13 protein-coding genes are annotated in these 13,645 nt (G+C 34.2%); all 13 read left to right on the top strand.

What is annotated here, in order from left to right:
* The first annotated feature begins 335 nt into the window (after positions 1 to 335).
* Complete coding sequence (locus BUC11_RS10710) at positions 336 to 791, top strand: MarR family winged helix-turn-helix transcriptional regulator (RefSeq protein ID WP_073353979.1); 456 nt, start codon at positions 336 to 338, stop codon at positions 789 to 791.
* A 26-nt stretch (positions 792 to 817) separates the two neighbouring features.
* Positions 818 to 1,450 (top strand): NAD(P)H-dependent oxidoreductase, encoded by a 633-nt coding sequence (locus tag BUC11_RS10705; protein WP_073353977.1) that lies wholly within the window; start codon positions 818 to 820, stop codon positions 1,448 to 1,450.
* 46 nt (positions 1,451 to 1,496) lie between these two features.
* Positions 1,497 to 2,066, top strand: coding sequence for a YceI family protein (locus BUC11_RS10700; protein ID WP_073353976.1), 570 nt, complete (start codon positions 1,497 to 1,499; stop codon positions 2,064 to 2,066).
* A 346-nt stretch (positions 2,067 to 2,412) separates the two neighbouring features.
* Positions 2,413 to 3,813: an anthranilate synthase component I family protein gene (locus BUC11_RS10695; protein ID WP_073353974.1), complete on the top strand. Its 1,401-nt coding sequence runs from the start codon at positions 2,413 to 2,415 to the stop codon at positions 3,811 to 3,813.
* A gap of 92 nt (positions 3,814 to 3,905) precedes the next feature.
* Positions 3,906 to 4,472, top strand: a complete 567-nt coding sequence (locus BUC11_RS10690) for an anthranilate synthase component II (RefSeq protein WP_073353973.1) — start codon at positions 3,906 to 3,908, stop codon at positions 4,470 to 4,472.
* 101 nt (positions 4,473 to 4,573) lie between these two features.
* Positions 4,574 to 5,566, top strand: a complete 993-nt coding sequence (gene trpD / locus BUC11_RS10685; RefSeq protein ID WP_073353971.1) for an anthranilate phosphoribosyltransferase — start codon at positions 4,574 to 4,576, stop codon at positions 5,564 to 5,566.
* An 86-nt stretch (positions 5,567 to 5,652) separates the two neighbouring features.
* Positions 5,653 to 6,438, top strand: coding sequence for an indole-3-glycerol phosphate synthase TrpC (trpC, locus tag BUC11_RS10680; protein ID WP_073353969.1), 786 nt, complete (start codon positions 5,653 to 5,655; stop codon positions 6,436 to 6,438).
* A 148-nt stretch (positions 6,439 to 6,586) separates the two neighbouring features.
* Entirely contained in the window at positions 6,587 to 7,189 is a 603-nt protein-coding gene (locus BUC11_RS10675; RefSeq protein WP_073354022.1) for a phosphoribosylanthranilate isomerase, read from the top strand.
* Positions 7,190 to 7,209: 20 nt separating this feature from the next.
* On the top strand, positions 7,210 to 8,391 hold the full coding sequence (gene trpB, locus BUC11_RS10670; RefSeq protein ID WP_073353967.1) for a tryptophan synthase subunit beta: 1,182 nt from the start codon (positions 7,210 to 7,212) through the stop codon (positions 8,389 to 8,391).
* Between the two features lie 232 nt (positions 8,392 to 8,623).
* Complete coding sequence (locus tag BUC11_RS10665; RefSeq protein ID WP_073353965.1) at positions 8,624 to 8,944, top strand: gamma-glutamylcyclotransferase family protein; 321 nt, start codon at positions 8,624 to 8,626, stop codon at positions 8,942 to 8,944.
* Between the two features lie 237 nt (positions 8,945 to 9,181).
* Positions 9,182 to 9,943 carry a tryptophan synthase subunit alpha gene (gene trpA / locus BUC11_RS10660; protein WP_073353964.1) on the top strand — a complete coding sequence of 254 codons (762 nt, stop codon included), beginning with the start codon at positions 9,182 to 9,184 and terminating at the stop codon, positions 9,941 to 9,943.
* 489 nt (positions 9,944 to 10,432) lie between these two features.
* Positions 10,433 to 12,592 carry a S9 family peptidase gene (locus BUC11_RS10655; RefSeq protein WP_073353962.1) on the top strand — a complete coding sequence of 720 codons (2,160 nt, stop codon included), beginning with the start codon at positions 10,433 to 10,435 and terminating at the stop codon, positions 12,590 to 12,592.
* A 413-nt stretch (positions 12,593 to 13,005) separates the two neighbouring features.
* Positions 13,006 to 13,599 carry a toxin-antitoxin system YwqK family antitoxin gene (locus BUC11_RS10650; RefSeq protein ID WP_139259464.1) on the top strand — a complete coding sequence of 198 codons (594 nt, stop codon included), beginning with the start codon at positions 13,006 to 13,008 and terminating at the stop codon, positions 13,597 to 13,599.
* Positions 13,600 to 13,645 lie beyond the last annotated feature (46 nt).

Below are 13,645 nucleotides of genomic sequence, written 5' to 3'. Positions count from 1 at the left end.
TTATACTGAAATGGGAACAAAAATTACTTTTTATCTCCTTGCAAGATATTTCATTTTAAGCCTAGAATAATTCTGGTACGCGTTTTGAATCTAAAACTGGAGTAGTAATCATAATTTTTTTATATACAGTAGGATTATAGAAATCGAAATGCATTTATGTGGATTCAAAAAATAATACAACAAGAGTACAATGCAAATGACTATAGATAAGCAAAAACCTTACAAAACAGCGCTTTTGGGTAAGCAAAAATGATTTTTAAGAAAAATAACCAACATTTGTATATACAATTATAAAATACGTTATATTTGTACCAACAAATTACATATATACAATTATGAAAATTGAAGACATATTAAAATCTACTGTACCCATGGATAATTCAAAAAAAATTATTCTGAATGTTTTGTACACACAAAATATTATTACAGAAAATTTTAATGAAATATTAAAACCTCATGATATATCAGGAGAACAATATAATGTACTTCGAATACTAAGAGGACAAAAAGGGAATCCGGCAAATATGTGGACCATTCAAGAGCGAATGTTAGCTAAAACCAGTAACACTACTCGTTTAGTAGATAAATTGTTGTTGAAAGAATTAGTGACTCGTAAAGTATGTCCTGAAAACAGACGAAAAATAGAAGTCCTAATAACACCAAAAGGATTAGGAGTTTTAGAAGAATTAGATCCGAAAGTGATTGCTCACGAGCAGTATTTTTCAAAAAATCTAAATTTAGAAGAAATAGACCAATTAAATCACTTATTAGAAAAATACAGAAACCAATAAATAAATAAATAATTAATAATAACAATATGAATACTTTCTTAGAAAATCAAAATTGGAGATACGCAACGAAAAAATTCGATGCTACAAAAAAAATAACTACTGAAGATTTAAATACTTTAAAAGAAGCCATTCGTTTGACTTCTTCGTCTTATGGATTGCAACCTTACAAGGTTATTATCGTAGAAAATCCAGAATTAAGAGCTAAAATCCAACCTTCGGCTTGGGGACAATCACAAATTGTTGAAGCGTCACATTTAATTGTTTTTGCAAATGAATTAAATTTTGGAGCAGAAGGGATAGACAATTTAATTCAGAACATGAGTCAAACTAGAGAAATTCCTTTAGAAAACTTGAAACCTTATGGTGATTTAATGAAAAACAATCTTACATCACTTCCAGAAGATGATCGTAATCATTGGACTGCAAAGCAAACGTATTTAGCACTAGGAAATTTACTTAACGCTGCTGCTGAACTTAAAATAGACGTAACGCCAATGGAAGGTTTTGTTCCTGCCGATGTAAATGAAATTTTAGGTTTAGAAAAACTTGGACTTAATGCTTCATTAATGGCTACTTTAGGATACAGACATGAAGATGATGCTACCCAATATTACAAAAAAGTAAGAAAATCAAACGAAGACTTATTCATTACTTTATAAATTACTAATCCAAAATCAAATATTAATTCAAATCAAATTCTAACAAATGAAAAATTTAAAATCAATCGCATTAGCATTAGTAGTAGTTTTATCTACTATATCAGTAACTGCACAAACTAAAAAAGTGAACACTTCAGCAAGTACAATCAACTGGGTTGGAAAAAAAGTAACTGGAGCTCATGAAGGCACAATCAACCTTAAAGATGGTACATTAGTTTTCAAAGGAAAAAAATTAGTAGGTGGTACATTTGTAGTAGACATGACGTCTATGATTGTTACTGACTTAAAAGCTGGTCAAGGGAAAGAAAAATTAGAAGGTCACTTGAAAGCGGATGACTTTTTTGGATCAGATAAATTTGCAACAGCAACTTTGGTTTTCAAAAAATTAGTTACAAAAGCACCAAATGTATACACAGTAACTGGAGATTTAACGATTAAAGGAATTACTAAACCTGTAACTTTTGATCTTGCTACCACTACCACTTCAGCTACGGCAAATGTAAAAATTGACAGAACAAAATACGATATTAAATACGGTTCTGGAAGTTTCTTTGACAGCTTAGGAGACAAAGCAATCAATGATGATTTCGATTTAGCTATAGCTTTGAAATTCTAATTTCATTTCAAAACAATATCATTAAACCCTAACAAGCAATTGTTGGGGTTTTGTTCTTTTATAAATTTCTGCTAGAAATTTTATTTAACAAATAATCTTCATTTATACTGATTTTTAACGCATTTTATGTTTGAATAATCGAATTTAATTTCTACATTTGCCTCAATAAACAAAACATGAAAACAATTTTAAGCAATACTTGGTGGTGGAACAATTTACGTCAGTCGTCGTGAACTAAGCTCCTATAGTATTATTAAAACTATAAATATAAAAAGGCTTGTCATCACGACAGGCCTTTTTTTTGTGCCAATTTTACCAGTTAAACACAACATTAAAAACATAACAATTGAAATCATTTAACTTAAATACAAATTACAAGCAAATCTTGGCTGATACAATTACTCCTGTGAGTGTGTATCTCAAAATTCGGGATAAATTCCCAAATAGTCTGTTACTGGAAAGTAGTGATTATCATGGGAATGACAACAGTTTCTCCTACATCTGTTGTAATCCGATTGCTTCCATCAAAATAGAAAACGAAACTATTTACAAGACTTTCCCTGATGGCAGTTCTGAGAAAATAAATATTGACAAAACAACTGACATTCCTGCACTTATTCAAGAATTTTCAGGTCAGTTTAAATCAAAAAAGAATGATTTCAAATTCATCAATAATGGACTTTTTGGATATATTTCATACGATGCTGTTCGGTATTTCGAAAAAGTATCTATTGCTAAAAAAGAAAATAGCAACACGATCCCCGATGTTTATTATGCCGTGTACCAAAACATCATTGCTATCAACCATTTTAAAAATGAAGCCTATATTTTCTGTCACAGTTTAGACGATAGAAATAATATATCCGAAATCGAACAATTGTTGCAATCCCGAAACATTTCATCTTATAAATTTTATAAAGAAGGCGAAGGCTTTTCAAATTTAACCGATGAAGAATTCAAGCATAATGTGGCTTTGGCCAAAAAGCATTGTTTCCGCGGAGATGTGTTCCAGTTAGTTTTATCTCGCAGGTTTACCCAAGGATTTAAAGGCGATGAATTCAATGTGTACAGAGCGTTGAGAAGCATCAATCCATCTCCTTATTTATTCTTTTTTGATTACGGAGACTTTAAAATATTTGGTTCTTCACCCGAAGCACAAATCATTGTAAAAGATCGCAAAGCTGAAATTCACCCTATTGCAGGTACTTTCAAACGAACGGGAGATGATGAAAAAGATGCCGTTCTAGCCAAAGAATTATCCATAGATAAAAAAGAAAATAGCGAGCATGTAATGTTAGTGGATTTGGCCAGAAATGATTTAAGCCGAAACGGTCATAATGTCAACGTTGAGAAATATAGAGAAGTACAATTCTTCTCGCACGTAATTCACTTGGTTTCAAAAGTAACGGGACACTTGCATGAAAATGCGACGACAATGCAGGTTGTAGCGGATACTTTTCCGGCAGGAACATTGAGTGGTGCTCCCAAACACCGGGCAATGCAGCTGATTGAAGAGTATGAAAAAACCAATAGAAATTTCTATGGTGGCGCTATCGGATTTATGGATTTTGAAGGTAATTTTAATCATGCGATTATGATTCGGACTTTTTTGAGTAAAAACCATCAATTACACTCCCAAGCTGGAGCGGGAATTGTAGCGGGATCTGATGAAGAAAGCGAAATGCAAGAGGTTTACAATAAATTATTAGCGCTGAATAAAGCTTTAGATTTAGCGGAAACGATATAAATAATTTAAAGATTCAATAATTTAAGAATTTAAAGATTGATGAAACGTTAGAATTTTTCAATCTTTAAATCTTTCAATTTTTTAATAACAAAATGAAAAAAATACTAGTCATAGACAATTACGATAGTTTCACCTACAATTTAGTACACTATCTGGAAGATTTAGATTGCGAAGTAACCGTTTACAGAAACGACGAATTTGACATCGATGAAATTGCTGTTTTCGATAAAATTTTGCTATCTCCAGGACCTGGAATCCCGGATGAAGCCGGTTTATTGAAAGAGGTGATTAGGAAATATGCACCTACCAAAAGCATTTTTGGAGTGTGTCTTGGACAGCAGGCCATAGGAGAAGTTTTTGGAGGAACACTCTCCAACTTAGACAAAGTGTATCATGGCGTTGCCACCAATGTAAAAACAGCAGTAAATGATGAACTTTTATTCGAAGGATTAGGAAATGAATTTGAAGTAGGACGTTACCATTCTTGGGTTGTAGATGCCACTTTACCCGATGTTCTTGAAGCTACTTCATTCGACGAAAATGGTCAAGTAATGTCCTTAAGACATAAAACCTACGATGTACGCGGCGTTCAGTTTCATCCAGAAAGCGTATTGACGCCTAATGGTAAAAAGATATTAGAAAATTGGGTGAAATCATAGTATTCAGTGTTCAGCCGCAGTAATCAGTTGACTGAATTTAATAACAATATTCAATACTAAACTTTGCGTCTTTGAGCCTTAGCGGCAAAAAATAAAATAATATGAAAAATATATTAAATAGACTGATTAATCACGAAATACTTTCTTCAGCAGAAGCAAAAGATGTATTGGTTAATATTTCTAACGGAAGTTATAATCCGAGTCAAATTACAGCATTTCTTACCGTTTACATGATGCGTAGCGTTAGTATTGAGGAGCTTTCAGGTTTCCGAGAAGCGTTGTTGGACTTATGTATTAAAGTGGATTTATCAGCCTACAACACCATCGATTTGTGTGGAACAGGTGGTGATGGAAAAGATACTTTTAATATTTCCACTTTGGCTTCCTTTGTAGCAGCAGGTGCAGGAGTAAAAGTCGCAAAACATGGAAATTACGGGGTTTCCTCTATTTCAGGTTCTAGTAATGTGATGGAAAAATTAGGAATCAAATTTAGCAATGACGCTGGTTATATAGAAAAAAGTATCGACAAAGCAGGAATTGCCATTTTACATGCACCATTATTTCACCCCGCGATGAAAAATGTAGGTCCAATCCGAAAAGAATTAGCAGTAAAAACATTTTTTAATATGCTAGGACCAATGGTAAATCCGTCATTTCCAAAAAACCAATTGGTTGGTGTTTTCAATTTAGAATTAGCCAGAATGTATGCATACTTGTATCAGAATACGGATGTGAATTTTACGATTTTACATTCGCTTGACGGTTATGATGAAGTTTCTTTAACTGGAGCAACAAAAACAATCACAAGCACGATGGAAGGAATGCTGCATCCCGAAGATTTTGGTGTTCGCCTTTTGTTGCAAAGCGAGATTGAAGGAGGAACAACCATCGAAGATTCAGCACAAATATTTATGAATATTATTTCTGGAAAAGGAACCGAAGCGCAAAACAACGTAGTCTGTGCAAATGCAGCTATGGCCATTGCCACGGTGACAAAATGTTCTCCTTTAGAAGGATTTCAAATAGCGAAAGAAAGTTTATTATCCGGAAAAGGACTTTTATCTTTGAACAAATTGAAAGATTTAAGCAAATAAAAAATAGTTTAAAGTTTAAGGTTTAAAGTTGTTGATTTGGAAAAACTTTAAACCTTAAACAAAGAAAACTTTAAACAAATAATTAAATGAACATCCTAGATAAAATTATAGTTGACAAAAAACGAGAAGTAATTCTCAAGAAATCAATCATTCCAGTTTCACAACTAGAAGCGTCTGTTTTCTTTGAAAAAAAGACTATTTCTTTGAGTACTAATTTGCGACACAGCACATCCGGAATTATTGCAGAACACAAACGTCGTTCGCCTTCTAAAGCAGAAATCAATTATAGTTTTACGGTTGAAGAAGTAACAAAAGGATACGAAAATGCTGGTGCGTGTGGCATATCGGTATTGACGGATGGAAAATATTTTGGAGGTTCGTTAGATGATTTACTTTTGGCACGAGCCACAGTAAATATTCCGTTATTGCGAAAAGAATTTATTGTAGATGAATACCAAATCCTAGAAGCCAAAGCGTATGGAGCTGATTTAATTCTGCTAATCGCAGCAGTTTTAACAAGAGAGGAAATTAAAGCCTTATCCGAATTTGCAAAAAAATTAGGACTTGAAGTGTTGCTTGAAGTACACAATCAGGAAGAATTAGAAAAATCGATTATGCCCTCATTAGATATGATTGGGGTAAACAATAGAAACCTGAAAACATTCGAAGTAAGTTTAGATTTCAGCAAGCAATTAGCCAACCAAATTCCAGATGATTTTGTGAAAATTTCAGAAAGTGGAATTTCATCCATTGAAGCCATTAATGAATTGAAACCTTTTGGATTTAAGGGATTTCTAATTGGTGAAAACTTCATGAAAACGGATAATGCGGGTCAAGCAGCAACTGAATTTATTAAGCAAATAGCACATTAACCCCCAAAAGGGAATTAGCAACAAATAAATACTTTAGTCAATAATGGATTCATTTTTAGAAAATAAAAATAGTGGTAATCTTCAAACAAATTCCACTCCAATGTTCCCCCTCCAGGGGTCAGGGGGCTTTGGGACTAAAATCTGCGGAATGAAATACCCTAACAATATTCTCGAAGTAGCCTCACTCCTACCGGAATATATGGGATTTATATTCTGGGATAAATCTGCTAGGTATTTTGACGGAGTGATTCCAACTTTACCTAAATCGATTAAAAAAGTAGGTGTTTTTGTTAATGAAAGTATCGCAGTTATTTTGGCGAAAGCGCAAACCCACGATTTACAAGCCATTCAGTTGCACGGCCATGAATCAGTGGCATTTTGTACTGAATTAAGGAGCGCAATAGGAAATGATATTGAAATTATAAAAGTATTTTCGGTTGCTGCTGATTTTGATTTTGAAGTACTGCAACCCTTTGAAGCGGTTTGTGATTATTTCCTTTTTGATACTAAAGGAAAATTACCTGGTGGCAACGGCTCGACATTCGATTGGACAGTATTAAAAAAATACCCATCGACCAAACCTTTTTTTCTAAGCGGTGGCATCGGTTTAGAAGAAATCGATTTGACAACAGCAATTTTAGCAACACAATTACCCATTCATGCTTTAGATTTAAATAGTAAATTTGAAACAGAGCCTGGATTAAAAGACAAAAATTTATTGAGCAAGTTTCAGCATAATTTGAAACTTTAAACTTTTAAACTTAAAACAAAATGAGTTACAACGTCAACGAAAAAGGCTATTATGGAGAATTTGGAGGTGCTTTCATTCCTGAAATGTTATATCCAAATGTAGAAGAATTACGCCAAAATTATTTAAAAATCACAGCTGAACCAGCATTTCAAGCTGAATTTGATGACCTACTTAAGGAGTATGTAGGTCGCCCTACGCCACTGTATTTTGCAAAGCGTTTATCCGAACAATACAACACCAAAATCTATCTGAAAAGAGAAGATCTATGCCATACGGGCGCACATAAAATCAATAACACGATTGGACAAATTATTCTTGCAAAACGATTGGGCAAGACCAGAATCATTGCCGAAACTGGTGCAGGCCAGCATGGAGTGGCTACCGCAACCGTTTGTGCCTTGATGGGCTTGGAATGCATCGTGTACATGGGCGAAGTCGACATTAAGCGTCAGGCACCAAATGTGGCTCGTATGAAAATGTTAGGTGCCGAAGTTCGTCCTGCCAAATCAGGTTCAAAAACCTTGAAAGATGCTACAAATGAAGCCATCAGAGATTGGATCAATAATCCTGTTGACACCTATTATATTATAGGATCTGTCGTAGGACCACATCCCTATCCAGATATGGTAGCGCGTTTTCAAAGTGTTATCTCGAAAGAAATTAAAGAACAATTATTAGAAAAAGAAGGACGTGAAAATCCCGATTACGTAATCGCCTGTGTTGGTGGTGGAAGCAATGCCGCAGGAACGTATTATCATTTTCTAGACAATGAAGACGTGACCATTATTGCTGTGGAAGCAGCTGGTTTAGGAGTTGATTCTGGAGAAAGTGCCGCTACCTCCGCTTTAGGAAAAGTGGGAGTTATTCATGGAAGTAAAACCTTATTGATGCAAACTACGGATGGCCAAATCACAGAGCCATATTCCATTTCTGCAGGGCTCGATTACCCAGGAGTAGGACCTATGCATGCTAATTTATTCGCTACTGGTAGAGCAAAATTTATCTCGATCACCGATGCGCAAGCTATGGATTGGGGTATCAAATTATCTCAAATGGAAGGATTGATTCCTGCCATCGAAAGTGCCCATGCTTTTGCAGTTCTGGATGAAATGAAGTTCAAACCAGAAGATATTGTGGTCATCAACCTTTCCGGTCGTGGCGACAAAGATTTAAATACCTATATTGATTATTTTAAATTATAATTGTATTTATCCTGAATTTATTTCGGGGTTTATCCTGAATTTATTTCAGGGTTTATCCTGAATTTATTTCAGGGCGTTCCCTTGCTTTCACTAGCGTTACTGCAAGGTCAGGCTTTCCGTTACAATCTTTTTCACCTTGCTAAAAAGCAAGCTAAAAAAGGATTTTCACTACACTCCTTAACGCAAAAAAAGTATACGAAGCAGTTCAATTCAGATTTTGAAAATAGAAACTATGGAAAAATTATTCGCTTATGGCAGCCTTCAAAATGAGGACATACAAACAGATCTATTTGGACGGATTCTTGAGGGAACTCCTGAAACACTAATTGGTTATATTGTAAAAAACATTCAAATTGAAGAAGAATTTGGGTTAGTCTACTATCCCATTATTACGGAAACTCACAAGCCTGAAGATACAATCAACGGAATGGTTTATGCCATAACCACAAAGGAACTGCATCAATCGGATCTTTATGAAGGATTGCATTACAAGCGTGTTGAAGTACAATTGCAATCCAACCAAAAAGCTTGGGCATACAGTGCGGCAATTTGATTTAAGATTTACGATACCGCTCCGCAAAGTCTCCGACTTTGAGAAGGTTTTAAACGGTCTCCGACCGCATTAATAAAAAAAGTTTGAAACCTCTGCTCCGCAAAGTCTCTGACTTTGAGGAAGTTTTTAACGGTCTCCGACCGCATTAATAAAAAAAGTCTGAAAACTGCAAAAAGCATCCTCAAAGCCAAACGCTTTGCGGATCTAAAAAGATAAAAAAATTATACAGAATATAAAATGAACAGAATAAATCAGAAATTACAAGAAGACAAAAAAATACTTTCCATCTACTTTTCGGCAGGATATCCCAACTTAAATGACACCGTACAAATCATTCAAGACCTAGAAAAAAATGGTGTTGACATGATAGAAATTGGATTGCCGTTCAGCGATCCATTGGCCGATGGACCAACAATTCAGGAAAGTTCTACGCAAGCATTGCATAATGGAATGACCACTCAAGTATTGTTTGACCAACTAAAAGACATTCGGAAAACGGTGGCTATTCCGCTAATTATTATGGGCTATTTCAACCCAATGTTACAATACGGAATTGATAATTTTTGCAAAGAATGCGCTGCTATTGGCATTGACGGATTAATCATACCCGACCTTCCCGTTAATGTGTATGCGGACGAATACAGAGCTACTTTTGAAAAATACGGCTTGAAAAATATATTCTTAATTACGCCACAAACTTCTGTAGAACGCATCCACTTTATTGACAGTGTTTCTGATGGATTCATTTATATGGTGAGTTCAGCGAGTGTGACAGGATCACAAACGGGTTTTGGCAGCGCACAGGAAGACTATTTCAAGCGCATTGCCGATATGAATCTGAAAAATCCTCAAGTAATTGGTTTTGGAATCAACAACAAAGAAACCTTCGAGCAAGCCACGCAATTTGCCAAAGGAGCGATTATAGGCAGTGCTTTTATTCAGGATTTAACCAAAAACGGAACAGGGAAAATTGAAGAGTTCGTAAAAGCGATTCGATAAAATTTTTTTTATTATAAAAGTAAACCGGCGTTTAAAGTACCTTTAAACGCCGGTTTTTTGTTTTAAATTTATATTTTTTATATCTGCCTACTTATTTCAAAAAAAGCTATCTGCTTATTTATAAGAAAGTTGTGAAATATTTAAGGAATATAAAGCGAAACAAGCCTTCCACAATCTAACTAGAATTAGGTGTAGGCGAAGGTTTATTTCGCTTACATATAAATGGTGCGACATTTTAAAAAAGCATCAAAAAACTAAGTAAGTTATTTCATAAATAAATATCTGGTCAAAATAAATAATTACTACTAGTGAATCAGCACTACTTAATCTTTCCTTTTAGCAATGCATATTGATTATTTTAAAATCTTAGAGCTAACAGAATTTACTTTATATTTAACGATTACTAAATTCCATTAAAAAACAAACCAATTCATTGAAATGTTTTGTTTTTGACTTTACCGAATAACAACAAAATAAAACATCAATACTATGAGAAAATTGTCAATTACATTATTGTTTTTATTACAGTTGCATGCTGCAATCGCTCAAAATAAAACTGAGGATGTTATCCTTACTGATATGTTAAAAATTAAAACTGTTGGAAACATCAGCTTAACTAAGGACGGAAAACGAGCTGCTTTTACGGTAAATACAATTGAAAATGATGAAAATAACAAGCTGGATTATAAGTACCGCTCTCAGATTTTCACAGTGGCTATCTCAGGAAAAACCACGCCTGTTCAACTGACCACACATAAAGATGGAGCTACAAAACCTACCTGGAGCCCTGACGGCAAGCAAATGGCTTTTACTCGTTCTGTAGAAGACAAAAATCAAATATTTATCATTTCTATGGAAGGCGGTGAACCCATGCAATTAACAAAAGATAAATATGGCGCAAGCAATCCAAAATGGTCACCAGATGGCAAAAAGATACTATATTCATCTAGTGTCCCGTTGCGCGATTTACTGCAAGATTCTATTTTAAACCCAGCAAAATCGATTCCTACATGGAAAATGGAAAAGCCTGGTTTTGATAAAAACGAGCATTTAGTAACCAATAAAGAAAAGCCAGACCCAAACGGAAGTTTATCTCAAATTAGAGCCTATCTTGATAAAAATGCAACCGATAAAAAAGCAATTGTTCTTAATAAATTGAATTTTCAAAGTGAATCAAACGTATCATCGGATATGAATTTCAATCACTTTTTTGAAATAAATGTATCTAAAGATGCAACTCCCCGACTACTAACAAATGGTTTTTATAATTTTAACAACGCTGATTATACGCCAAACGGAAAACAAATAATTCTATCAGGAGATGTAGATTCTACAGAAAACCAAGACCGATCCTTAGAAAGTGAGCTTTTTATAATGGATGCCAATGGAGAAAATTTCAAAATGCTATTAGGAGAAGACGGAAAAAGATACAATAGCGCGTCACTATCGCCCTCTGGGAAATGGTTGGCTTTTCTTTCCAGCACCACCTCATTTGTATCAGTACCTTCACTATCGATAATGCCACTAAATGGAACTGAAAAAGATATTGTTACTATTCCTTTTGATCGTAACAAGTCAAATCTTACCTGGAGCAAGAATGATAAATATTTGTATTTTACCGCTCAAATGAATGGTGGCAACGTATTGCACAGAGTCAACCCATTAACGCAAAAAATAGAAACACTTTCTAGCACTGATGCAGGAATATCTAGTTTTGATATAGCAAACAATACGATTATTTACTCAAAAACTCAGGTGTCAAATCCATCTGAATTGTATTTGGCTGATGCCAATTTCAAAAACGAGAAAAAAATCAGCACTTTTAATGATTGGGTTGCTACTAAAAAATTATCTTACCCGGAAAAGAAAACATTCCAAAACGAATTAGGAATGACCGTGGAATATTGGATTATGAAACCATCTAACTATAAACAAGGAGAAAAATACCCATTATTGCTAGAAATTCACGGAGGACCATCCGCCATGTGGGGTCCTGGTGAGGAAAGTATGTGGCACGAATACCAATATTTTTGTAGCAAAGGATATGGAGTAGTCTACAGTAATCCGAGAGGTTCTGGTGGATATGGATTGGATTTTTTGAGAGGAAATATCAATGATTGGGGCACCGGACCGGCTAGTGACGTACTAACAGCATTAGATAAAACGGTTCAAGAAGGATGGGCAGACCAGTCTAAGTTACTCATTACGGGTGGTTCTTATGCGGGCTATTTGACCGCATGGATTATAAGTCATGACAATCGCTTTAAAGCAGCATGTGCGCAACGAGGTGTTTATGATCTGAATACCTTTTTTGGAGAAGGAAACGCGTGGCGATTGGTGCCCAATTATTTTGGTGGCTATCCGTGGGAACCAAAAGTTAAGGAGATTCTAGCCGGTGAATCACCAATAAATTATGTACAAAATATTACAACACCGTTTATTATTTTTCATGGAGGTAACGATCGAAGAACTGGGTTTGTTCAAGCTGAAATGCTTTTTCGAAGTCTAAAAGTATTGGGTCGTCCTGTAGAATTTGTTGTGCATCCCGGCGCCACTCATGAAATTACTCGTGCTGGTGATAATCGTCAACGTATGGATCAAATGCTACGAACGTATGAGTTTTTTGAAAGAACAATCGACAAGAAATAAACTATAAAATCAACTACCTATAACTCAGTTTAAAATTCATACCATTTATTCCTAAAAAAAGTCCCTATCAAAATAAATTTGATAGGGATTTTTCGTTGAATAAAGATAACTAATAATATAGCCAAATCAATAACAAATATTACAGAGTTAGTAAAAGCTATTCGATAAAATTATTTTTATCATAAAAGTAAACCGGCGTTTAATCTCTATTTAAAATAGATTAAAAGCTTTTTTTATGTTTTAAAATGAATAGTGTTTTGTAATGATTTTTTTATATTTTAGCTTAACAAATAACTCTGACGTTTGTCAAACTTATACACCCAAATTAAGATAGATAAGTCTGGTTTTGTAAGACCTAAATACAAGTTGGCAAATATTATAAAATTAAACGTGGAAAAATTAAAAATTAATTAGTGAAAAAAATTATTATAGTAATTCTTATGCCTTTATTACTAGTTTCTTGTAAAATGACAAAAGAAACTTATGACAGTGGCGAATTAAAAAAAATAGGGAGAACATCAAGTGATTTAAAAAATGGGAAATGGAAATTTTACCATAAAAACGGAACGATATTTCAAAAAGGGAAATATCTTAATGGAGCAGAAATAGGTGTTTGGGAAATTTTTCACGAAAATGGCAAATTGCATCAGATCGGTAAATTTAATAATGGAAAACAAGACGGAGAGTGGAAATTTTTCTACGAAAACGGAAATAAAGAAGGAATTGGAAAATTAGATAATGGAAAATTGATTGGGCAATGGAATTGGTACCACACTAATGGAAGAATTTATACTGAAAGATTATACACCGATGGAAAACTAATGAATATAATTAATTGTTTTGATGGTAATGGAAAGAAATTAGATAAAGGAACTCTAAAAGATGGAAATGGAACACTAAATGTATATGATTTAGAAGGGAATTTATTAGAAGTTCAAAACTTTAAAGATGGCAAATATATGCTGCTCCCCAAAAAACGTACAACTTTTTGTGTGAATTTAAGATAGGATTAAAAACCTTAAATTAGCAGAATTATGTCAAGAACAAGAAGAG

This window comes from Flavobacterium xanthum, from assembly GCF_900142695.1.
Lineage (GTDB): Bacteria > Bacteroidota > Bacteroidia > Flavobacteriales > Flavobacteriaceae > Flavobacterium > Flavobacterium xanthum.
This window is presented reverse-complemented; position numbering and strand designations above follow the sequence as displayed.

Coding starts and splice junctions, on each gene's coding strand:
- BUC11_RS10710 (WP_073353979.1), top strand. CDS start 336: ATGAAAATTGAAGACATATTAAAATCTACTGTACCCATGGATAATTCA.
- BUC11_RS10705 (WP_073353977.1), top strand. CDS start 818: ATGAATACTTTCTTAGAAAATCAAAATTGGAGATACGCAACGAAAAAA.
- BUC11_RS10700 (WP_073353976.1), top strand. CDS start 1,497: ATGAAAAATTTAAAATCAATCGCATTAGCATTAGTAGTAGTTTTATCT.
- BUC11_RS10690 (WP_073353973.1), top strand. CDS start 3,906: ATGAAAAAAATACTAGTCATAGACAATTACGATAGTTTCACCTACAAT.
- trpD (WP_073353971.1), top strand. CDS start 4,574: ATGAAAAATATATTAAATAGACTGATTAATCACGAAATACTTTCTTCA.
- trpC (WP_073353969.1), top strand. CDS start 5,653: ATGAACATCCTAGATAAAATTATAGTTGACAAAAAACGAGAAGTAATT.
- BUC11_RS10675 (WP_073354022.1), top strand. CDS start 6,587: ATGAAATACCCTAACAATATTCTCGAAGTAGCCTCACTCCTACCGGAA.
- trpB (WP_073353967.1), top strand. CDS start 7,210: ATGAGTTACAACGTCAACGAAAAAGGCTATTATGGAGAATTTGGAGGT.
- BUC11_RS10665 (WP_073353965.1), top strand. CDS start 8,624: ATGGAAAAATTATTCGCTTATGGCAGCCTTCAAAATGAGGACATACAA.
- trpA (WP_073353964.1), top strand. CDS start 9,182: ATGAACAGAATAAATCAGAAATTACAAGAAGACAAAAAAATACTTTCC.
- BUC11_RS10655 (WP_073353962.1), top strand. CDS start 10,433: ATGAGAAAATTGTCAATTACATTATTGTTTTTATTACAGTTGCATGCT.